Genomic DNA, 22,133 nt, shown 5'->3' with positions numbered 1-22,133 from the left:
AAATATATATATATATTATATAACTAAAAATATTTCCATTAAAAAAACACAATAAGCAAGGTTGAAATTTATAGGGGGCATAAAAAATGGATCTGAGACAAATACGTTATTTTATCATGGTTGCTGAAGAACTAAATTTTAGCCGGGCAGCTGAACGTCTTAAAATGGCACAGCCTCCATTAAGTCAAGAAATTCGCAAATTAGAAGAAGAGTTAGGTGTTACGCTTTTTCATAGAACGAGAAGACAGGTTGAACTTTCAGATTCGGGGAGAGTATTTTTAGAAGAAGCCCGCCGTACGCTTCTTCAAGTAGATAGAACGATTAAAGCAACACAGCTTGCAGATGACGGAAGAATAGGTCATTTGACGATCGGTTTCGTTGATTCTACTGATATTGTGATTGATATTATTAAAAGGTTTCGAGAAAGTTTCCCTAACATCCATCTTGTCTTATGTGAAATGGCTACAGAACAGCAGTTAAAAGCACTATATAAGAAAGAAATTCAAATAGGATTTATTCGTTCTAACCAAAATAATAAGATACTTACCTCAGAAATTTGTTGTGAGGAATCATTAAGCTTGGTTTTGCCAGAAAATCATCCTTTAGCTTCATTTCCCAAAGTTCCAATTCATTTATTAGCCAATGAACCATTTATCATGTTCCCACGTCATCTAGGTGCAGCATTTTATGATTTAATTATCAGCTACTTTTGGGAAAATAGCATAAGTTTAAACGTAGTTCAGGAAGCTATTCAAATGCATACGATTGTGAATTTAGTTGCTGCAGGAATGGGAATCTCTGTGGTTCCATCCTCAGTAGAAAGCGTAAAACGTTCAGGGGTTGTTTATAGAAAAATCCAAGAAACTACACCAAAAGTAAATTTATATGTTTCATGGAGACAAGATGAAACATCAACCGTCGCTGACCACTTTTTAACAGTTGTGAGAGAAGCCTATTTAAGTTCTCAGTCTAAATCATGAAAATCCAGCCAGGGTCAGCTGGATTAAAAAATAATGATCTATAAGACAGACTTAAAAGCTTTCACCTGCTATGTACACGTTTCAGGTATGATAGACATAATGGAAAGAAAGGTTGGTGTTCTATGATTACCTCTGAAAACATATTCACCGTTCGTGACTTGACCTATCGTATTCGGTCTGCTGCAATTGGCGATGCCAAGCAGTTATCAGCGCTCAGACTGAAAATTGATGGTGAAACAGAATATTTAGACCGTGAACCAGGCGAAGCCTTTCTTCATGAAAAAGATTTTGAGGTGTTGATTCAAGATGATACCAAAAAAAGCAGGCATTTATTTTTGGTCGCTGATATTGAAGGAGAAATTGTTGGTTTCTCCAGATGTGAGGGACATTCACTCAAGCGCTCTGCTCACAAAGTGACTTTTGGGGTCGCCATTCAAAAGGATGTTTGGGGCTATCACATTGGCAAAGAGCTTTTAGCCGCTTCTATTGACTGGGCTGATCAGCAAGGCATCCAGAAGATGTCACTTCAAGTGCTAGAAACGAACCAAAAAGCCATTCGGTTATATGAGCACCATGGCTTTCTGATTGAAGGGGTATTAAAAAAGGATAAACGTCTGGCAGATGGACTTTATTACAATACTGTTGTGATGGGCAGGCAGCGGCCAAGCTTCTGACTACTTACATCACATAACCCCATACCATTGAAATCGCACTGTATATTAGAAGCAGCCCCATGACATACTGGAACGGTCTTTCATAAGCAGTCAAAAAGCGCTTATACAAAGAGCCAAATAGGCTCCAGCTAAATGTACCGAGAAATCCAATAAGTGCGAGAATCAGCGTCCATATGACATACTGCATATTCGATTGTCCATATGGCAAAACAAATGTTGAAATCACAGTCAATCCATACAAAATCGCTTTTGGGTTGATAAATTGCAGCATCATACCAGGGACAAAATGATTGTAACGATCAAGTGTTTCGTCATCCCCGCCTTTACTTTTCATGATTTTGACCGCTAAATAAATCATGTATGCAGCTCCGATGAACGCCATGACCCAGCCTATTTTCGGCATCACTTGATAAAGAATGATATTAAAGAAGCAACTCAAACACAAAATAACGAGAAATCCGATACCCACACCTAAACAAAATCGAAATGTTTGCTTGACCCCATATTTATTCGTAAAGACCATGGCCATGATGTTGTTTGGCCCTGGGGTAAAGCTGCTCACAAAAGCATAGATCAACATAGAAAGAATCATAGTTGCCGCCTCCCTTGTACGTTATTAAGACTTTAATTACTTTATTGCGTATGTTACGTTTTATTGTAACGTTCGGTCTTTATAAAGTAAATAGAGAAAGGAGTTTTTTTCATGGAAGATGTACAATCGATTATTTCTAAAAATGTGAGGCTTCTTAGAGACCAAAAGAAATTAAGCCTCGAAAAGATGGCAGAATTAACAGGTGTCAGCAAAACCATGATTGGACAAATTGAAAGAGGAGAATCAACCCCTACCATCACGACTTTATGGAAAATCGCCAACGGATTAAAGGTATCTTTTAGTGAGCTCATTCACGCACCACAGCCTGAAATCAAAGTAGTACGCAATGAAGATGCACAGATTTTAACGGAAGATGATGGGCGATATCGCGTATATACGACTTTTCCTTTTGATAACCGGGGGAAATTTGAAGTGTACCGAGTAGAAATTGATCCTGGCGGGTCGCTGCATGCAAATGAACACATTGGCGGGACAGAGGAATTGATTACCGTTTTTGAGGGAGCGCTTGATATATCCATTGGAGATGAGCAATACAGCTTAAACGCCGGCGACTCCATTCGTTTTAAAGCGGACCGTACGCATGCATATAAACAAACCGGAGAACAAATGGTCCGGCTGCAAATGATTCTTTATTATCCTCATGAAAAAAGCTGACAGGCTTGTCCACCTGTCAGCTTTGCATTTTATTTAATTAAATCCTGGATCGCGTACCACTGTTCCAGTAAATGTGACACTATATTTTCCTAATCCCAATTCTTTAATAGAGGTTTGTTTTAAAATACCGACCCAGCCATCCTCTGCATATACAATACTTTCTGGGATGTTTGATGTCGTATATGTTCTTGTTACTGAAACAGTTCGACTGGCCTGAGCCGTTATTTCACTGTTTGTTTGCTCCTTTGCTTCCACTGGAGTAGTTGTGACCCCAGCACCCGTTAAGACAATTGCTCCAACTAAAACAGAAGACATGACCTTTTTCATAAAAAAATCCCTCCCTTTTTTTGTAGAACATAATAACCATACCATAATTCAGTACTTATATAAGATATTTTTTCATTTTTTTGAAAATTATGATATGATTGTCTTATGTTGGATAGAGAGTGTTTTATACTTCTGTGCTTTTATCCTCATCTCATTCCGTCAAACAATTGTGAACGGAGGTGATTTCATGAAAAAATGGCTCATCTGTTTTCAACTTGTTTTTCTCTTCACCTTGACGACCACACCACTTGCTTCTGCTGCTTCATGCCCTACAGTGAAACCTTGTGTCATTGATCCTTAAGCATCAAAAAGGTCGATCAAGCCTATTCACTTGATCGACCTTTTTCGTTATGCTTGCTCTGCTTCCCAGCGGGCAACCTCTTCTCTTACTTTAGGAGCGACTTCTTTTCCAAATAGCTCAATGGCTTTTAATACTTGATCATGCGGCATTGAACCAACTGGTACATGAAGCATAAAACGCGTGATTCCTACATTTTTTCTTAGGTGAATCACTTTCTCTGCCACTGCATCTGAATCTCCTACATACAGCGCGCCTTCTAACGTTCTCGCTGCATCAAATGTAGAACGAGTATAAGGTCCCCAGCCTCGCTCTCTTGCTAACGTATTCATCACATGCTGTGTGGAAGGGAAGAATTGGTCTGCTGCCAGTTCTGTTTCTTCCGCAACAAATCCATGCGAATGTGACGCCACGGTTAATTTCTCAGGGTCATGTCCAGCGTGCACTGCCGCTTGCTTGTACAGCTGAACGAGCGGTGCGAACTGTCTAGGACTTCCGCCAATGATGGCAAGTACTAAAGGCAGTCCCAATAATCCAGCACGTACGACAGATTCACGGTTTCCTCCACTGCCGATCCAGATTGGAAGCGGATCTTGAACAGGTCTTGGGTACACCCCAACATCCTGAATAGCTGGGCGATGCTTTCCGCTCCATGTGACACGCTCAGACTGCTGTAATTTGAGCAACAAATCAAGCTTTTCTTCAAATAATTCTTCATAGTCATCAAGGTCATAGCCAAAGAGCGGGAATGATTCAATAAATGAACCACGGCCTGCCATAATTTCTGCACGCCCGTTTGATAGTCCATCTAGCGTTGCAAAATCCTGAAAGACACGAACAGGATCTGCTGATGAAAGGACTGTCACTGCACTTGTCAGGCGGATATTCTTTGTTTGTGTTGCCGCAGCCGCTAAGACAACAGCGGGATTCGATGCAGCGAAATCCTCACGGTGATGCTCACCTACGCCAAATACATCGAGACCGACTTGATCTGCTAAAATAATTTCTTCGACTACTTCTCGAATACGCTGTGCGTGACTGACTGTTTTTCCTGTTTGAAAATCAGGTGTTGTTTCTACAAATGTACTAATTCCTAGTTCCATGAGTGGAACCCCCTATCTTATAAATATGTCACAAATTCAGAGACAGGCTTTCGGTAGCCTCTCGGTTGTCTGCTCTCTACTTTTTCTTTTCCTAGTGTGATCATTAACACGGGAACCAAATCCGACTCGATGTTGAGCACCTTTTTCATGACATCAGGGTCAAAGCCGATCATTGGGCACGTGTCCCAGCCCTTGTTTTTGGCGGCGAGCATAAACAGCATCGCAGATAATGAAGCATTGCGGATTGCCTCTTCTTTCTGAAAATCCGCTCCTCTCTGTTCATAAAAGCTCATCGTCTCTCTGACCATTTCTTCGTATTGCTGCGTGTTTAAAATGCCAAGCATTTTCAGACCTTCATAAATGTTCGCCGCTTGCTGATAAGCCTTTGGGTCTCCCAGTACAATGATCGCTGCTGAGGCGGAATGCACTTTATATTGTCCAAATGCAGCTCCTCTTACTTGTTCTTTGAGACCTTCTGTTTGGACGACGACATATTGTGTGTGCTGTAAGTTAAAAGCAGATGGTGCCATTTTGACCTCTTCAAAAATGCTGTTAAGCTCTTCTCTCGAAATCGAGATATTTGGCAAAAAATTTGATGCGGATCGTCTTTCACGTACCAATGTATCAAAGCTGAGAGTCATCTTGTTTCCCCTTTTCGTGAAGTTGTTTTGCACCTAAACCGACTTTTTTTAATAATTCAATGAGCTGTTCTTTTTCTTCTTTTTCAATAAAGGATAGGTTTTGTGAAATGACATCTGTGTGTTTAGGAAAAATGTCGTCAAACAATTGCTTTCCTTTTTCCGTCAGTAATACATGAAATACACGTTTATCAGAGGGCGCACATTGCCTTTTCACGAGCTCTTGTTTTTCTAGTTTGTTCACGACATATGTCATACTTCCACTTGGGATTGACAGGATGTCGCTGATTTTTTGGACGGGATGCGGTCCCTTACTATAAAGCAATTCAAGGATCTGAAAGTTTTCAAATCCGATATCATAACGTTCAATGTCTGTTTGAATATTTGTAAAAAGAGCTTGATAGGCTTTCATCCACACGCGGAATAGCCTTAAGTCTAATTCATGTTCATGCTGCACCATGGCAACTACTCCCTTTTTAAGAAATCCTAAAACTAGGATAAATTTATCCTAACACTAGGATATATCATTGTCAACGAGTTTGTTTCATAAAAAAAAGACCACCTCAAATCAGTGATCTTCTTCTTTTAAGACAAAATGCAATTCAGCTATCTGCTTGTATTGTTTGACTTCTTTTAATGAAAACCTGGATTCTATATCCGCTGGGGAAAACAGGGGAATGCCTCTCCCAATCATGACAGGAGCAATTTGAAGATAAAGCTCATCAACCAATCCTGCTTTTATGAAAAACTGAAGCAGTTCCCCGCCGCCGACAATCCAGATATGCTGACCTTCTTCATGTTTTAATTTTTTCATAAAAGATAAGATATCTTCACGAATGATATGGGTTCCTTTCAAACTGTCTTGTAAAGTACGTGACATGATATAACATGTCTTTCCTTCATAAGGAAACTCATCTGGTGACAGCTGTAGAACCTGCTCATATGTATTTCGCCCCATGATCAGCGTATCAACTGACGCATAAAAGTCATCATACCTCGTTTCTTCTTCGCCCTCTGTTCCTATTAACCAATCGAGCCTGTGATCCTCTCTCGCTAAATAGCCATCGATACTCATTGCCCCATAAAAAAGCAGCTTCCTTTTCTGACTCAATTCCATCACTCCCTTATCTTAAATGAGAACATATATTCTATTTTAATTGTATCAGAAAGGAAAGACAAAGTATATATGGATTTTTCATCATCCGTTTTCATGCCTTCAACACCGTGATTCACTAAGGTATCCTCTTCAAGTAATGATATAATAAAATCAGTTCAATCAATGATCATACTTGGAGGAGAAACTGATGATACGACGACTTGATCATATCGTGTTGACTGTACAACATATGGAGGACACCATTCGCTTTTATACAAACGTATTAGGAATGAAGGAAGAAACCTTTGGAGAAGGCCGTAAAGCGCTTCGTTTTGGTTTACAGAAGATCAATCTTCATGAAGCTGGTCATGAATATGAGCCGGCAGCGGCTCACCCACTTCCAGGCTCTAGTGATTTGTGCTTTATCACCGATTTAGATATGGACAGTTTGCTGCTGCACCTTCGCAAGCAAGTGGTTCCTATTGAAGAGGGGCCTGTCAGGCGCACAGGTACATTAGGTCCGGTTGAATCTGTTTATATCCGTGATCCTGATCTGAATTTAATTGAAATATCTCGATATATAGAGGAGGGTGATCCGTCATGACCCGCTTATTTTTGAGACCGATTGAAGAACAGGATTATCCGGGTATTCAAAGAGGATGCCAGCATGAAGAAACACTTTACATGACTGGCACACGAAAAACGTTCACACTAGAAGAAATTCGTTCAGCCTACACCCGATTTTTACAAGATGACAGCAGACGAGATTTCGCCATTTGTCTGTTAGACACGAAAGAAATGATTGGGGATGCGGCGATTGTGGATATTGATCCAATCAATCATACGGCAAGCTTCCGCATTGCGCTTCATGGACCAGAACATTTCCAAAAAGGCTATGGCACCGAAGCTGTCCGAATGGTTCAAGCATTCGCCTTTGAGACATTAGAACTCAATCGCCTTGAGCTCGAAGTCTTTTCCCACAATCCGAGAGCCTTCAGAAGCTATGAGAAAGCCGGATTTCAATATGAAGGAAAAAGGCGCCAAGCGCTTTATTTCAATGGTACCTACTCAGATGTGATCATCATGGGCATCCTTCGTGAAGAATACAATCAGATGAACAGTGGAGATGCCCCTGCTTAAGAAGGGACATCTTTTTTTAAAAATTGAATCGCTGTGACGATGATCAAACAAATCATGGAAGAGAGAACGATAGAGACGCTTGATATACTAAGCGCCATGCCTTCCCATCTGCCAATGAAGAAACTCGCTATCAATAAAACCAATCCAAATAGAATAAAGCATATAGGGAGGATCAGACCCGCATGACGGTTTCTGCCTTTTTTCCCTGCCCACCATGAGAGACTCAATACAACGATTGTAAAAATAGCGGTTTGCAGCCAAAACATGTTGTTTCAACTCACTTTCTCTTTTTTTATTTTATGACGATGGAGGTACTTCCAATGAACATGAGACCCATTGAGCAAAAAGACAACCCGTATATCGCAGCGATTATCCGCCAGTCACTAGAATCGGCGAATCTGGCGATTGAAGGAACCGCCTACACTGATCCCCACCTTGACCAGCTGTTCGAATACTATCAATCATTGACTCATGCAGCCTATTGGATTGCTGAAGAGAATGGCGATATTCTGGGCGGCGTAGGCATTGCTCCATTTACTAACGGAATATGTGAATTACAAAAGCTTTATCTGAGTCCAAATGCTCAAGGAAAAGGTGCTGGCAAAAAACTGATGGATACAGCGCTGCAATATGCCCTACATACTATGAAGCATGTTATTTAGAAACCCGCCAGGAATTAACTGCAGCCACCGGCCTTTATCAGCGATATGGCTTTTCTCTTCTTTCAGAGCCGATTGAAGGCTCTGAGCATTCTGCAATGGATGCTTGGTATCTCAAAACCTTCTCATCATGAGCTGTAAAACAATCGATAGGTTTTTGTCCGCTGCCAGTTTGATCGAAGTTAGGTGATGGACATCGCAATCCCAATGCGGTGTCCTCTTATTTTCAAGACAACTCTTGATCATATGCTGACCCGCCAGCTGCGCTAAACCTTTCCCCCGGCAGGCTTCTTCTGTCCAAATATCTATCTCTACACGATCTTCACTTGAAAAAATGGAGACACATTCACTCACCACGTTCTCACCATCTAAGATGGCAACTCCGATTCCTTTTGATAGAAAGCGCGCCGCTCTCCCCCAATAGGCTTCGTAATAGCTAGGCGTGAAAGCCCTGCTTGCATTGATCACCTGTTCTTTTGTCCGCTCTACTCTGTAGCCTGAATGAGACGCAGAAACATAAGATTGTGCTTGCGAAAAAACGTACGCATGTCTTTCCATCTCTTTCAGATGTGATCCAAGACAATTTTTCATCATCACATCTGTCGATTGATTCGCTGAAAATATGGTAAATCGGCCGTTTTGTCTTTTCTGCCTTTCGTAAATATCCACAATAAACGCCGAGAAGTGTGACAGCTCTTCTTCTCTCTTGCCTGCAACATAATAAATGCCGCATGCTGTTTCGAGAAAATAAATACGAGGGTGCACTGCATCATCTACATAAAGATTCCCTTGTATGAAACCATCCATGACCGCATCTACAAACACTGGATATGCCGGATCGATCTGGCGAATCCCTTCTTTTATCGATGCTGTCCTTTGCTTTTCCAAAAGATGCATGGCGCTCCCCTTTTCCAAACATGTTCTTTCCTTCCATTATATATAAAAAAATGCGCGCATGCAGTGACTCTTTGCAACTAATAAAATTCTTTCTCATTTGCTTTCCTCTATTGCTATGCTCATTGTGAAAGGAGGTTTATGAATGAGGGTTTGGTTTTATTTAGAAACAAGAAAAGGTTATGACATAAGTAAACGTCATCAACCATCCACATGGCACAGGCATTAAAACACCTGAAGCCGCAGTCTTAAAAAAAGAGACCTCGTTTAAAAGGTCTCTTACTTCTTCATTCATTATTCTGCTGCTGTCTCTTCTGTCGCCTTCACCTTCCAAATAAGGGGTAAGCCTACCTGCGAATAAAAATGGGACATGAATATTTTGATCGGATAATATGCCGCCAAGTGCCGGGTCAAAGATCGTACCATTACTTATGTAGGCAGAGTTCATTTTCCTACACATACTGAAACCGCAGTGGAAGAGATAATAAATCACTTGACGCTGAAACTTAACAGAGCAATGTTTCTTGTCATCATCTCATATGATCATTCGCTCTCTCTAAAAATGAATCATCCCTAATTCTACTGCTGCTTTAATTGCTTCCGCTCTTGAAGTGACCTCCAGCTTTTGATAAATATTTGTTAAATGAGCTTTGACAGTTCTCTCAGAAATCCCCATATCAAATGCAATTTCCTTACTTCGAAATCCTCTAGCCACTGCTTGCAAGACAAGCATCTCTTTTTCAGTCAGCATGTTTATTTCTTTTTTCAAATGGTTCGGAGTCACTTGATGCTCTGTTGATTCAAATACCTTAGCAGCGACGTTTGCTTGAAGAAGAATATCTCCTCTGATAGCTGCTTCAATTGTATAAAATAAATTTTCCCTGCTGGCATCCTTTAAAAGATAGCCCTTTGCTCCAAGTTGCAGCCCTTCAATCATTAATTTCTCTTCGTTATAGGTAGTGAGAATCAGGACCGGTACTTTTAATTGAAGAGACTGCATCTCTTTTAGCATCTCAAGCCCACTCATGTTAGGCATGTTGAGGTCAAGTAATACAAGGTCTGGAGCCTTCTCTTTCAAGACATCTAACCCCTTTGCCCCATCCTCTGCTTCACCAACAACATCAAATCGTTGATCTGTCTCAAGAATTAATTTTAATCCTTCTCTAACAACAAAATGATCATCGACAATCACAATTTGATAAGACATTGTTTTTACTCCTTTTTCAAAGGTATGGTTACCGTCACTTGTGTACCTTCATTTTTTTCACTTTTTAAGTGTAGCTGTGCATCAAGCAGTCGGGCACGTTCTGACATACCTATTAGACCGTAATGCCCGGAAGTGGATTCTTGTTTTTTCTCATCAAAACCCACTCCATTGTCTGTGATTTGCAAGGAGATGTGATCTTCTTTTTGCTCCATCACCAATTCGACTTTACTTGCTTTGGCATGCTTGGCAATATTCGTCAAACATTCACTGACAATGTATACGGTATGTTCGATGAGAAAAGGGGACACTTGATAGGAGACAGCCACTTTTGTATGAACTGGAATATTCGTCGCCGTCATAAACCGATTCACTTCATCTTTCACAGAATCAGCTAAGTCATATTGATCCTGGCTATATGTTCGAAGGTCGTCAATGACCAATCTCGCCTCACCTAATGTCGTCCGCGCATGGCTCATTGAACCTTTAATAATGCTTTGAGCACGCTCAACATTCTGATTCTCTAAATGTGCATGGGCCGCTTCTAGCTGCATAATAATACCTGCCAGTCCTTGTGCAAGGGTATCATGTAAATCTCTCGCCATTCTTTGACGCTCATTTGCAAGTGTCAGCTCTTCCACTTGTTGATGTGCCAATTCAAGTTCCTTTAAAAATGTTTGTGTACGAATTCTAGCTTTGACTTGTCTAAAAAATAAAATGGAGTATGCGATGACTACAATCAGAATCAAAAACAAAATAGGAATGTATACCGTCAAATCATCTGTATCATTGACCAAAATAAGGGCAAGAAAAAAAAGGACATAAAAACTAAGCCCTGTCAAAATCACCTTCAATGTATGATAATATACCCCAATACTTTGCGCAATTAGTACCGGTAACAGACCAATTAAGATCACAGGGGAAGCCGCCTGCATGACTGAAACACACAGTAGAATCACAATTCCTTGAATCAGAAAATATACCCATGGATTCTGCTGAAACCAGTAAAATGCCCACCAATGCAGAATCAGATGTATGGCAATAAGTGCAGAAAAAAACAGGCCAGAAATTGCTATTGGGGTGGTTATAAACTGAAATATCATTGCTGCAATATAAACAAGAATGACCCATAATAATGTTGGAATCCGCGAATAGATCATTTCATTAAAAGGGTATACCCGTCGTTTCGCCATAAATAATCACCATCCGAGCCTCATATTCACTCAAAAAATACCGCCCACCCTTTATCGAGGTAATGGCGGTATCATCAATCATACCATGTAAGACTATCAGTGACTAAATCACCTTCTCTTCTTTCTCATCTTTCTGAGAAATAGACTCACCTTCAATGTCTATACGTGGAAGCCAGCTTTCGAACCATTTGGGTAAGTACCAAGCAGCTCGTCCGATCAGCATCATACAAGCTGGGATAAAAGTCATTCTTATGACAAATGCATCAAACAGAACGCCGAATGCCAATGTTAATCCCATTGTTTTAATGATCAAGTCATCTGCAAAGATAAAACTAGCAAAGACGAGGATCATGATTAAGCCTGCGGCAGTCACTACTCTTCCACTGTGCTTCAAACCTGATACAACGGACTTTTTCGCATCACCTGATAGAAGGAAATCTTCTCTCATTCGACTGACTAAAAAGACTTCATAATCCATTGCAAGACCAAATAATATTCCTGTCACTAGTACAGGCATAAAGTTTAACAATGGGCCATTTGCTGGTATTCCAAACAATGGCGCAAGGTGTCCATCCTGTAAAACAAAGACTGAAAAACCTAGTGTAGCCGTCAATGTCATAAGGAATCCTAAAACCGCTTTTAATGGAACAAGGAATGATCTAAACACAAGAATCATCAAAATCAAAGCAAATCCAATAATGACTCCTGCAAATTTCGGTAACGCTTCACTGAGTCTATCTGAAATATCTATATTAACTGCCGTAGAACCAGTAACAAGTAATTTCGTATCATACTTTGCAGCAGTCTGACTAGATTCATTTCGTATATCTTTGACTAATTGCTTTGTCGCCTTATCTTCTGGACCGCTTTTCGGTAAGATGGTCAGCATGGCGTACTTACCCGATGGATTAGGAACAGCCGGTGCCACTTGTTTGATGCCATCCATCTTCTCTAATACTTTTGTTGTTTTCTCAATAGATTTCATTGCGTTATTTGCATGGGAGGCATCAATGATAACAACCAGTGGCCCATTAAACCCTTTGCCAAACCCTTCTGCTAACAGGTCATAGCCCTTGCGTTCAGTTGTTTCCTTCCCCTTCATACCGTTATCAGGAAGACCCAACTCCATATGAAGTGCTGGCCAACTGAGTAGAGCAGTCAATACAATGACACCTAGGATGATTTTACCTGGATACTTTTTGATAAACCTTCCCCAAGCTGTTGTTTCTTCTTTTTGTTGAGATTGTAATTTAGAGAACCATTTATTCTTTCTTGAAGGGCTTACTTTATCACCAATAATCCCTAGTATCGCAGGAACAATTGTCAGAGACACAAGCATAACTGATAGTACCATGAATGCAGCTACAAGACCCATAACGCCTAAAAATGGTATACCGACTAATACAAGTCCGCATAGTGCAATCACGACGGTGACACCTGCAAACAATACAGCACTGCCTGCTGTAGCAACAGCTCTAGCAGCTGCTTCTTTCAATTCGTAACCCTCTGCTAATAACTGTCGATATCGAGAAATGATAAATAATGCATAATCAATTCCTACGGCAAGTCCAATCATCACAGCTAATGTAAGACTAAATGCAGACATATCAACAAAATTTGAGGTAATTAATATGACCATCACGCCGATTATTAACCCAATGACAGCCGTCAAGATCGGTAGTCCTGCAATCAATAATGAAGCGAAGGTAAAGGCTAAAATAAAGAAGGCCATGACAATACCTATGACTTCCGAAATCCCGCCTACCTCAATTTCTGAGAATGTGACGGAGCCTCCTAATTCTGTTTGGATGCCAGCCTTTCTTGAAATCTTAATACTATCTAATACTTTCTCTTTTGAGGATGCTTTTACCTCACCCGCCTTCACCCGGTATGTAATATCCGCATACCCTATTTTCTTATCTTTACTAATAGCAAATGTCTGATATAAATCCGTCACTTGCTTGACTGCTTTATCCTTTTTGACTTCTTTGATCGTTTCGTTCAATTTATTTTTTACTTTTTTTGTTTCTAATGTTTCGCCCTTAGGTGCTTTAAAGATCAGACGAATCGTCCCGCCATCATCACCTGCTGGGAACTTTTTCTCCAAGAGATCCATTGCCTTTTCTGACTTTGTTCCTGGAATCGACATATCTCCATTAAATGAAACACCTGTCCCTATTGTTGCCGCCACAACAGCTACTAAAACAAGTAACCAACCGATAATCATCCGTTTCGGCTTAGAAAAAGCACTTTTTCCTAAATGATATAAAAATTTTGCCATTCACTTACTCCTTTTTCTTCAACTTCATGAACTTCATCTTTTTATTCTAAGCAATGAGATGATCGATTAAAATTGTACTTTTGGGCAAAAAGCACTGTACTTTTAGGCAACAAAAAAAGGGCATCTTCTTAAGATCCCCTTTAAATCGTTTATGAGGCGACTGTTTTTCGTCTCGTTCTGTTGATTTTACCGACAAACATATAGCCATATTTATAATGATTTGCTAACCGAGACAATAGGATAGGTCCAGCAATTGCAAGTGCTGATATTATGAATGTCCCCACAAAGAATGGATAATCTTTTAATTGTCCCCATAGTAACACAGAAATACCTAGAAAATACCCGTGAAGCAAATAGATGGTGAATGAATATTGACTAATGACAGCTACGAAAGGTGGAACGCTTTTTACTTTAGAAAACAAGAGAAAGCATAAGAAGACAATACTGATTGTATAAAGAACAACATCTGGCCTCTTAGAAGAAGGCTCGAAAAAGCCTACATATGTATTGCTTAGAAGGGTCACTGCTGAAATCAGAACAAGTCCATACACGGCAAACTTAAATTGATGAAGTCTTGTGATAAACTGCTGATAATTCACTCCACAATAATAGGCTAAACAAAAATAGAATAACCAACCTGGAAATGGAATCCATTCTAAGCCGAACATTGGATTAGGTAATTGAGGTTGTGGGATTTTGACGAGGTTCATGACACTTAAATAACCAACTGTGATGATAAAGGAGATCGGCAATACCCATTTGGCTGAGGTACGCTTAGCCATTTTGTGAAAAAACATATGCAAAAAGTAAAATTGAAAAATAATCAGAACAAAATAACCAATATAATTTCCCAATAAGACATTTGCTGAAGCTCTTTTAAAGAAGTCAGCTGCCCCTCCATTTAACGATGCAGAATACAAAAACCCATCGACAATCCCAATAAATGCAAATGGGAAAAAGATGGCTTTCACTCTCTTCCACATAAATCCTTTAGGTGTACCATTTGGATAAGAATGCGCCAATAAAAACTCAGAAATGAAAATAAAACTCGGTGTACTGAACATGAGTAGTGCTACAAGAATAGATGATGATTGTGGGCTAGATAAAATGGCTATTGCATGAATGAGCACAACACTCAAACACGAGATACACCGAATATAAAAAATCTCTTTAATTTGCATTAAAAATCCTCCTTTAGCATTTTGGTAAAATATGTATCATGTTAACATGAATAACACCTCATCAACAGGGACCTTGTGATTATTTCAATACTCTATCCACAGGAACAAAAAAAAGAGCCCTAGTTAGAGCCCTTAATTAGATACAACCGTCGCCTTCCCCTTCCAAATAAGGGTTAAGCCTAATCCGAGAAATAAGACAACACCTGCGAATAGAAATGGGAAATGTATATTTTGATCGAATAAAATCCCGCCAAGGGCTGGGCCGAAAATCGTACCAAGGCTTGTGTAGGTAGAGTTCATCCCTGCGACAAATCCTTGCTGATTGCCAGCGATTTTTGATAAGAAGGTCGTTAATGCTGGACGCAATAAATCAAACGCTAAGAAAATCACACATGTGACAATGAGGACTACCATAAATCCTGAGACGACAGTTGAAACAAAAGCGAGCACCGCTCCGACAATCAAGCAGAGCTGAATGACTCTTTTTTCCCCTAGGGTATTTACGAGTTTCCCAAAAACCAGCACTTGGATGATAACCGCCACAATCGAACTGACCGTAATAATCACCGCAATATCTTTTGGACCAAAACCAAACTTATGATTTGTAAACAAGCTGAAGACCGTTTCATACGCAGACAGTCCAAACGCGAGGACAAACACAATGATAAAAGCGATGAGATAGCTTGGATGGATCGATTTTTTCAAATCCTTAAAGAAGGTCGATTCCTTCACTTGATCCATCTGCTTCGCTCGCTCTTCTTTTGTTAATGGCTCCTTCAGCAAAAGCATAGACGAAATGACGGCTATAAAGGCAATCCCTGCTGCAAAGAAGAATGGCAGGCGTACACCGTATTCTGCAATAAATCCGCCAATCCCAGGTCCGATAATAAAGCCGGTACTAATGGCCGCTGATACATATCCCATTGCCTTTGATCTTTCTTGAACGGTCGTGATATCTGCGACATAAGCAGTCACAGCTGGCATAATAAATGCCGCACTAATACCGCCTAACAGCCTTGCAAAATACAGCACATACACGTGTGTCCCAAGACCGAAGACGAGTTCTGATAACGCAAATAGAAATAGTCCTGACACAATCATAATCTTTCTTCCATAGCGGTCTACCCATCTCCCTGCAATAGGTGATGCAATGAGCTGAGCCACAGCAAACGCCGCCACAAGGTATCCCATCGTACTCCCTGTTAGATGCATCACATTCATGAATAGCGGCATGACAGGAATAATAAGACCAATGCCTAAAAACGCAATAAATATGTTACTTAATAAAATAACGAGTACAGCTTTTTGCTCACGAATCGGTTTTTGCATGATGTTTGTTTCCCCTTTATTGATTCAATTGTTACTCATGATGGTTGATTCCGTGAATAATCAATGAGATCGCTTGTTTTTGTAATTCTTTTTTCTCTTCGATTGGATCATTTTTATACAACACGTCTAATCCGTAAAAAACGGATAATAATATTTTCACCGTTGACTCGACATGCTGGATCGACCAGCTGCCATCTTTGTTACCTTCAAGTATGATGTCTCTCATCACATCATCAAAGTCGGCGTCAATCTTGTTCAGCCGTTCCATGACCTCGTCTGATGTAAAGGCACTTGCACAAAATTCCTCACTTGCTCTCATTAATGGGTAGTTAATGCCCATTTGACTGAGCAGCTCTGCAAATCCTGCGAGCTGATCAATGGCCTGGTGCATCGTTTGTTTTTCCTGATGCCACGTCTCCATCATCAAGAGGTGATCCTCTTCCATGATATGAAGGAACAAAAACTCTTTTCCTTTAAAATGGTGATAAAGATTGCCTTTACTCACTTCAGCCGCCTCTAGAATATCTCGCACAGATGTTTCTGAGTACCCCTTTTTTGCAAATAAATCACGTGAAGCGGTGACGATTTTTCGCTTCGTCTTCTCGCTCTTTTCAGCCCCGCTTTGTGTACTTGTCATCTTTTACAATCCCTTCTATCTTGCTTTTCTTCATCAGGACAATTCAAAACCGACCAGTTGGTTTATTTTTTTATTATAAATGGATCTTTTTCAAAATACAATGAAAAAGTCGTCGAAACAATCACTCATGCCATCTCCTCATTTAAATTACCTTAATATTTAACTTCACTTAACTATAAACATTGCCTATAATGGAATAGAGGTGATGTCATTGGATGCAGAAATCATTCATTACAGTAAAAAAATCATTGAATACTCGAATGCACTAGGCTCCATCTATGTAGAAGAGTATCAACGATTTTTAAAACATGAATATGCAGATTTATCAGCCAAACAAGAGCTGACACTTGAATTATTACGGACAAAAACAAGAACAATCAACGAACTAGCTGATTACTTTTCCATTTCGGCAAGTGCCGCCAGCCAGCTTGTATCAAAGCTTGAACAACTCGGCTATGTCAAACGAGAAATTAATCCACATAACCGGCGGGAAATCATTGTTGATTGTGCTCAAAAGGGTCATGACTTTCACAAGAATACAGAAGAAATTCAATTGCACCTCATTCAAAAATACTATGCAAAGCTTCCAAAAGAAGATTTAAAAACATTATTGTCTCTATACGAAAAAATCTATCAGATTGCGAAAGAAACGCCTTAATCCGGTGTTTCTTTCTCTGACATTTAAGTTAGATAAACTATTAAGGGGATGAAAGTATGGATAGTATTCATTTACAAGATGGACGTCATATTGGTTTGTGTGAATACGGGGATCTTGAAGGGTTTCCAGTATTCTTTTTTCATGGAACTCCTGGATCAAGAGTGATGTTTTTAGATGATGACCCCATTTCTAAAGAGCTCGGTGTTCGTCTCATCTGTTTAGACAGACCAGGATTTGGTTTATCTACCCCTCAACCTGAACGTACGATTTTAGATTGGGCAAAAGATGTGTTGGAAGTCGCAGATCATCTTGGCGTTCACCATTTTTCAGTGATGGGTGTATCTGGAGGCGGCGCATTCGCTGCTGGCTGTGCTTATCAATTGCCGAACCGAGTCCTTTCAGCCGCTCTGATTTCAAGTACAACGCCATTTCAGGACGGAAAACCGCCTAAAAGTATGCTCAAAGAAAACAAATTGGCTTTTTTCCTCAGTAAGAAGTTCCCTTGGCTATTAAGAGCAAGCTATCGTTCCCAGAAGAAAATGATTGAGAACAAACCAGAGAAATTTAAGAAGCTGGCCAAAAATGGGAACAAACATTTACATCCATGGGACCGTCAATTTCTTCAAACCGATGAGCAATTAGAGATGATGATGACACATTTACACGAAGCCACTCGTCAATCGGTGGATGAATGTATTCATGAACCAGATTTGCTCTCGCGTCCGTGGGCATTCGATATGAAGGATATTCAAATCCCTGTTGATGTATGGCATGGAAAAGAAGATGCGATGGCTCCGTTTGTCGAAATAGAAAAATTAGCTCCTAGCATTCCAAACGTCAAAACCTATTATATCGATGAAGCGGGACATTTTCTTACAGATGTAGACGATATTTGGCGAGATATTTTACTCTCTTTAAAAACACGTGCAGAACGTGCAGAAGAGCATCATCAGGAGCACGCATAAAAAAGACCCGAAGCTTCGGGTCCCTTTCTTCATTAATACTTTTCATAATATGCCTGCACTTTACTTGGATCTTTTGTCTTCGTTAGAGCGAGCATAAGCAGAATGCGTGCTTTTTGTGGATTCAATGAATCTGATGAGACAAAGTGATGTTCATCATCCATTTTTTCATGGGTCACAATCCCATTTCCTGCACGGCTTGACCTCACGACGACTACATCTTTCTTTACGGCATCTGTTGCCCCTTTGATGGCTTCTGTGGACATCGTTCCATTGCCTGCTGCGGCAACGACTATCCCTTTCGCTCCCGATTTTACTGCTGCATCATACATGTATTTTTGATCATTTTGATAGCCGTATAAAATATCGACTTGTGGTAATTCTTTTATTTTTGATACATCAAATTCACTTTCAGACGTATGTTTTCTTGTTGGTTCGTTATAAAAGGAAACCACTTCACCAGCAATTTCTCCAATGTAGCCTTGCTCAAGAGACTTGAAGGAATCGGTTGTCGTCGTGTTTGTCTTTGTAATAAAACGAGCTGATGCAATTCGGTCATTTAATGTGACCATGACCCCTTTGCCCTTTGCTTCTTTTGTAGAGGCAATTTTGACAGCATGATACAAGTTTAGCGGGCCATCCGCACTGATAGCAGATGCTGGACGCATTGAGCCAACGACTACAACTGGTTTATCACTTTTGACAACCAAATGTAAAAAGTAAGCGGTCTCTTCAAGTGTATCTGTTCCATGTGTGATGACAATCCCATCGACTTGATCATCGTTTAAGAGTTTATTGACTCGTTTAGCTAATTTTAAAAGAAGAGCATCATCCACATTTTCACTACCTACGTTTGCCACCTGCTCACCTGTTACGTTTGCAATATCCTTGAGCTGAGGAACTGAAGCAATGACTTTATCGATGCCAAGTGAACCAGATTTATATCCTGTCGTATCTGTATCACTGTCTGAACTGCCAGCAATCGTCCCGCCTGTCGCTAATACCTTAATATTAGACAAGGACTTATTCCCTGTTTCTACGGCTGTCGTTTTGTCCTTTGATTCCTTAGATGCGGTTTCGTTTTCGCTTTGATTTTTCTCTTGGGTACTTGTATTGGCACAAGCTGCTGTCGACATTAATAAAACTGAAAGAAGGACAGCACCTAACCATTTTGTTACGTTCATTCGATCATCTCTTTTCTTAAATATGATGGATTCAAAGCTAGATCTCTTTCTATAGGGTTTACTTTATAACATTCCTTCATTCATCAGCATGAGGCGAAAGTTACAGAACCAAATAAAGGCAAAAAGGTCATTATCACAATCATTTCTTTACATCTAAATACCTGAATTTTTTTTAAAAAAAGGTAATATTGAGGTTGTTCAATTATTAACAGTAAACGATGCTAGATCATCAATTTATGATAAAATATAGTAAATTTTACAAAAAAGGAGTATACATATTGCAAAAGCTTCAATCATTTCACAAAATCCTAATAACACTATTCCTTAGTTCGATTTTACTCAGTCTGTTCGTATGCTTCTATCCACCGATTCAGGGAGAGCCTGCGTTCATGGTATTTTACGTTCCCATCTTTTTTGTTTGTTATTTCGTCTTTGCGGTTCCTTTGCAGTTGTTGTTTTCTTTGCAGCCAAAGGCTTTCCATCCACTTTATCTTGCTGCTTATTTACTGATCGCAATGGTTGTCATGCTTTTTGTGATCGATGGTATTGGGAGTTCAGTATCTATACCTATCATTATCATGAGCAGTCTCATCTACTGGATCTTTGATTCTTTGCTTTATCAAAGAACGCATGAAAAAAACACCTAATGTGAAGGTGTTTTTAGCTGCTCAAGTATATGTTCACAATGATCCAAGTACGCTTGGCTAAGCAGGAAGTCTTTCGGTGCGGCGATCGCTGCTAATGTGATCAGAGTATTTGAATGATGAATGAGCGGATTCAGCATTGAATGCTCTACATCTCTTATTGTTTGAATATGCAACCATTGAGGTGCTACTTCTTTCTCGTAGATCGTTTTTGTTTCAGCGGAATCTACGTTTCGGTCATTTTGTGCCAAAACCAAATAGATCGGTGATTGGATGCGCTTGATATCTGAAGTGGCATCGGCTTTCATGTTCTTTTGTATGAATTCAAATCGATCTTTTGTCATCTCTTGATCGTCCGTTTTCTTTTGATATGTGCGAAATGCCGCGCCTTCTTCTAATAATTTGTTTTGCTCATCTTCTTTTTCGATTGTTTTTTGAATTTGTTCTTGAGATGCATTCGTTTCTTTTAATGTTTGAAGTGTATTGTACCTTCCCTGTCTCATCCAATTGATAGCAGGCCCGACAAGGATGGAGGCTGTGATATCGGTTCGATCTGTCATTACTTTTGGGATCACCCAGCCCGCTTGGCTTGCTCCCCATAAGATGATTTGTTTTGATTGAAGATTATGCTCTTTCTTCGCCCATTTGATCACATTCTCTACTTCCTTTGCACGATCATCCATGGATTGATGCAGCCAGTTTCCTCCTGATTGACCCACCCCGGGCTTATCCCATGATATAGACGCATAGCCTTGCTTTGCAAAGCGTTCCATTAAAGGTCTGTATCCTCCGTCATATGTGGCATTTTGTGGACCATCTCCGTGTACAAAAAGGACAATTCCTTTTATTGACTCCTTCTTAGGTGTTGTGACGATACCTGATAATGTCCCATCCGCAGTCTCCATGACGACTTCCTTTTCATTCATAGCAAAGCTGTTTTCATAAAATACAAATGCTGTGATACAAATGAAGGCCGCCACTGCGATGATCAGCCAAACCCTTTTTTTCAATTTCTATTCCCCGCTCTCTGTTCAACTGTGTACACCATGGAATCTTGGTACGTGACAGAGACTGGTACATTCTCATATAAGATCATATAAGAAGGCTGGTCAAACGGAGCTTCGTGTAGAAAAGCCTCAATTTCTTCAATGACTTTCTCTTCATCCCCGGCTAAAAAACTTTTGACCGCGTAAGAACCAGCATCCAGTCTCACATCGTAATCCTGTTCATTTGATACATAATAAGAAATGGTTGAGTCATCTTGCAGATTGATCACATAATATCTCTCCTCAAAAAGAGACAGATCCAGCTCCTTTTGGTGAACGATTTGTTTAAAGTCGAGCTCTGTTTCACTCTTTAGAAGATGATCTGGGATCTGTTTTAAATAACGAATTGGCCGATCTTGAGTCGTTGTTTGATTAAGCTGAAGGCTGTTTTGAATCGACAGCATATGCTCCAGACGCTGTTTCACTTCGCTCAATTCCTGTAGTTGCTTCTCGACCTGATCCAGCATACCTCGATAGGACAGAGTCATACCGGGTTCTTTCGAAAAGCTCTCGCTGATATCTTTTAAAGAAAACCCCGCCTTTTTTAAGAAGAGGATTTGATAAAGGGTGTAAATTTCTTTTTCATCAAATAATTGGTATCCATTTTGAGCGACCTTCGCAGGGCGGACGAGATCCTGTTCTATATAATGACGAAGCGTATACTTTGTGATGTTTAATAGCTTACATACTTCTCCACTTGTTACATACGTCACTAGATTCCCTCCTTGTGTACATAGT

25 protein-coding genes and 2 pseudogenes are annotated in these 22,133 nt (G+C 40.1%); 9 read left to right on the top strand and 18 right to left on the bottom strand.

Going from position 1 to position 22,133, the window contains the following annotated elements; translation table 11 throughout:
- The first annotated feature begins 86 nt into the window (after nt 1–86).
- Together MHH41_RS02850 and MHH41_RS02845 are read left to right on the top strand one after the other, a co-directional pair.
- Nucleotides 87–980, top strand: a complete 894-nt coding sequence (locus tag MHH41_RS02850) for a LysR substrate-binding domain-containing protein (protein ID WP_034620209.1) — start codon at nt 87–89, stop codon at nt 978–980.
- Nucleotides 981–1,102: 122 nt separating this feature from the next.
- Complete coding sequence (locus MHH41_RS02845; protein WP_335365543.1) at nt 1,103–1,654, top strand: GNAT family N-acetyltransferase; 552 nt, start codon at nt 1,103–1,105, stop codon at nt 1,652–1,654.
- A 4-nt stretch (nt 1,655–1,658) separates the two neighbouring features.
- Here the strand turns inward: MHH41_RS02845 and MHH41_RS02840 are convergent, their stop codons facing one another.
- Nucleotides 1,659–2,246, bottom strand: coding sequence for a LysE family transporter (locus MHH41_RS02840; RefSeq protein ID WP_003214091.1), 588 nt, complete (start codon nt 2,244–2,246; stop codon nt 1,659–1,661).
- A 111-nt stretch (nt 2,247–2,357) separates the two neighbouring features.
- Between MHH41_RS02840 and MHH41_RS02835 the strand changes: the two genes are divergently transcribed.
- Complete coding sequence (locus tag MHH41_RS02835) at nt 2,358–2,921, top strand: helix-turn-helix domain-containing protein (protein WP_003214401.1); 564 nt, start codon at nt 2,358–2,360, stop codon at nt 2,919–2,921.
- A gap of 33 nt (nt 2,922–2,954) precedes the next feature.
- On the opposite strand, the gene MHH41_RS02830 is transcribed toward MHH41_RS02835, so the two are convergent.
- From MHH41_RS02830 to MHH41_RS02810, 5 genes are all read right to left on the bottom strand, one after another.
- On the bottom strand, nt 2,955–3,248 hold the full coding sequence (locus MHH41_RS02830; RefSeq protein WP_044140610.1) for a hypothetical protein: 294 nt from the start codon (nt 3,246–3,248) through the stop codon (nt 2,955–2,957).
- A 348-nt stretch (nt 3,249–3,596) separates the two neighbouring features.
- On the bottom strand, nt 3,597–4,649 hold the full coding sequence (locus tag MHH41_RS02825) for an LLM class flavin-dependent oxidoreductase (protein ID WP_050945655.1): 1,053 nt from the start codon (nt 4,647–4,649) through the stop codon (nt 3,597–3,599).
- Between the two features lie 17 nt (nt 4,650–4,666).
- Complete coding sequence (locus tag MHH41_RS02820; protein ID WP_340865618.1) at nt 4,667–5,290, bottom strand: nitroreductase family protein; 624 nt, start codon at nt 5,288–5,290, stop codon at nt 4,667–4,669.
- Nucleotides 5,274–5,747 (bottom strand): MarR family winged helix-turn-helix transcriptional regulator, encoded by a 474-nt coding sequence (locus MHH41_RS02815; RefSeq protein ID WP_003213943.1) that lies wholly within the window; start codon nt 5,745–5,747, stop codon nt 5,274–5,276. The genes MHH41_RS02820 and MHH41_RS02815 overlap by 17 nt, the downstream gene beginning before the upstream one ends.
- Before the next feature lie 108 nt (nt 5,748–5,855).
- Complete coding sequence (locus MHH41_RS02810; protein WP_003214351.1) at nt 5,856–6,398, bottom strand: dihydrofolate reductase family protein; 543 nt, start codon at nt 6,396–6,398, stop codon at nt 5,856–5,858.
- A gap of 193 nt (nt 6,399–6,591) precedes the next feature.
- On the opposite strand from MHH41_RS02810, the gene MHH41_RS02805 reads away from it, so the two are divergent.
- Nucleotides 6,592–6,987 (top strand): VOC family protein, encoded by a 396-nt coding sequence (locus MHH41_RS02805; RefSeq protein ID WP_003214262.1) that lies wholly within the window; start codon nt 6,592–6,594, stop codon nt 6,985–6,987.
- The gene (locus tag MHH41_RS02800; protein WP_106030203.1) at nt 6,984–7,523 is read left to right on the top strand and encodes a GNAT family N-acetyltransferase; all 540 of its coding nucleotides are present in this window, start codon (nt 6,984–6,986) and stop codon (nt 7,521–7,523) included. Before MHH41_RS02805 ends, MHH41_RS02800 begins: the two co-directional genes overlap by 4 nt.
- Here the strand turns inward: MHH41_RS02800 and MHH41_RS02795 are convergent.
- Nucleotides 7,520–7,789 (bottom strand): YesK-like family protein, encoded by a 270-nt coding sequence (locus MHH41_RS02795; protein WP_335365545.1) that lies wholly within the window; start codon nt 7,787–7,789, stop codon nt 7,520–7,522. The two genes, MHH41_RS02800 and MHH41_RS02795, sit on opposite strands and share 4 nt — an antisense overlap.
- Before the next feature lie 54 nt (nt 7,790–7,843).
- Between MHH41_RS02795 and MHH41_RS02790 the strand changes: the two are divergent.
- Nucleotides 7,844–8,316: pseudogene (locus tag MHH41_RS02790) on the top strand (GNAT family N-acetyltransferase).
- On the opposite strand, the gene MHH41_RS02785 reads toward MHH41_RS02790, so the two are convergent.
- From MHH41_RS02785 to MHH41_RS02755, 8 genes and pseudogenes are all read right to left on the bottom strand, one after another.
- Nucleotides 8,297–9,079: a GNAT family N-acetyltransferase gene (locus MHH41_RS02785; RefSeq protein ID WP_340865609.1), complete on the bottom strand. Its 783-nt coding sequence runs from the start codon at nt 9,077–9,079 to the stop codon at nt 8,297–8,299. The pseudogene MHH41_RS02790 and the gene MHH41_RS02785 overlap by 20 nt on opposite strands.
- Nucleotides 9,080–9,370: 291 nt before the next feature.
- Nucleotides 9,371–9,524: pseudogene (locus MHH41_RS18760) on the bottom strand (MFS transporter); the annotation flags it as partial.
- A gap of 108 nt (nt 9,525–9,632) precedes the next feature.
- A complete protein-coding gene (locus MHH41_RS02780) occupies nt 9,633–10,283 on the bottom strand; it encodes a response regulator transcription factor (RefSeq protein ID WP_212046662.1) in 651 nt (216 codons plus the stop codon).
- Between the two features lie 5 nt (nt 10,284–10,288).
- Nucleotides 10,289–11,473, bottom strand: a complete 1,185-nt coding sequence (locus tag MHH41_RS02775) for a sensor histidine kinase (RefSeq protein ID WP_340865607.1) — start codon at nt 11,471–11,473, stop codon at nt 10,289–10,291.
- A gap of 103 nt (nt 11,474–11,576) precedes the next feature.
- Nucleotides 11,577–13,754 (bottom strand): MMPL family transporter, encoded by a 2,178-nt coding sequence (locus tag MHH41_RS02770; RefSeq protein ID WP_309217909.1) that lies wholly within the window; start codon nt 13,752–13,754, stop codon nt 11,577–11,579.
- Between the two features lie 149 nt (nt 13,755–13,903).
- Nucleotides 13,904–14,935 carry an acyltransferase family protein gene (locus MHH41_RS02765; protein ID WP_050945647.1) on the bottom strand — a complete coding sequence of 344 codons (1,032 nt, stop codon included), beginning with the start codon at nt 14,933–14,935 and terminating at the stop codon, nt 13,904–13,906.
- Nucleotides 14,936–15,067: 132 nt separating this feature from the next.
- Nucleotides 15,068–16,264, bottom strand: coding sequence for an MFS transporter (locus MHH41_RS02760; RefSeq protein WP_137055580.1), 1,197 nt, complete (start codon nt 16,262–16,264; stop codon nt 15,068–15,070).
- Between the two features lie 31 nt (nt 16,265–16,295).
- Nucleotides 16,296–16,901, bottom strand: coding sequence for a TetR/AcrR family transcriptional regulator (locus MHH41_RS02755; protein ID WP_050945645.1), 606 nt, complete (start codon nt 16,899–16,901; stop codon nt 16,296–16,298).
- 205 nt (nt 16,902–17,106) lie between these two features.
- On the opposite strand from MHH41_RS02755, the gene MHH41_RS02750 reads away from it, so the two are divergent.
- Nucleotides 17,107–17,559, top strand: a complete 453-nt coding sequence (locus MHH41_RS02750; RefSeq protein WP_113386753.1) for a MarR family winged helix-turn-helix transcriptional regulator — start codon at nt 17,107–17,109, stop codon at nt 17,557–17,559.
- Nucleotides 17,560–17,615: 56 nt separating this feature from the next.
- On the top strand, nt 17,616–18,524 hold the full coding sequence (locus MHH41_RS02745; RefSeq protein ID WP_310427637.1) for an alpha/beta fold hydrolase: 909 nt from the start codon (nt 17,616–17,618) through the stop codon (nt 18,522–18,524).
- Nucleotides 18,525–18,556: 32 nt separating this feature from the next.
- On the opposite strand, the gene MHH41_RS02740 is transcribed toward MHH41_RS02745, so the two are convergent.
- Complete coding sequence (locus MHH41_RS02740; protein ID WP_253621817.1) at nt 18,557–19,705, bottom strand: type II asparaginase; 1,149 nt, start codon at nt 19,703–19,705, stop codon at nt 18,557–18,559.
- A 389-nt stretch (nt 19,706–20,094) separates the two neighbouring features.
- Here MHH41_RS02740 and MHH41_RS18755 point away from each other — a divergent pair, with 389 nt between their 5' ends.
- The gene (locus MHH41_RS18755) at nt 20,095–20,352 is read left to right on the top strand and encodes a UPF0715 family protein (RefSeq protein ID WP_374726261.1); all 258 of its coding nucleotides are present in this window, start codon (nt 20,095–20,097) and stop codon (nt 20,350–20,352) included.
- On the opposite strand, the gene MHH41_RS02730 is transcribed toward MHH41_RS18755, so the two are convergent.
- Nucleotides 20,349–21,359 (bottom strand): alpha/beta hydrolase family protein, encoded by a 1,011-nt coding sequence (locus tag MHH41_RS02730; RefSeq protein ID WP_340865595.1) that lies wholly within the window; start codon nt 21,357–21,359, stop codon nt 20,349–20,351. The genes MHH41_RS18755 and MHH41_RS02730 overlap by 4 nt on opposite strands.
- Nucleotides 21,356–22,108 (bottom strand): helix-turn-helix domain-containing protein, encoded by a 753-nt coding sequence (locus MHH41_RS02725; RefSeq protein ID WP_340865593.1) that lies wholly within the window; start codon nt 22,106–22,108, stop codon nt 21,356–21,358. Before MHH41_RS02725 ends, MHH41_RS02730 begins: the two co-directional genes overlap by 4 nt.
- Nucleotides 22,109–22,133 lie beyond the last annotated feature (25 nt).

Source organism: Bacillus sp. FSL K6-1145 (assembly GCF_038003425.1).
GTDB classification, from domain to species: Bacteria; Bacillota; Bacilli; order Bacillales; family Bacillaceae; genus Bacillus; species Bacillus pumilus.
This window is presented reverse-complemented; position numbering and strand designations above follow the sequence as displayed.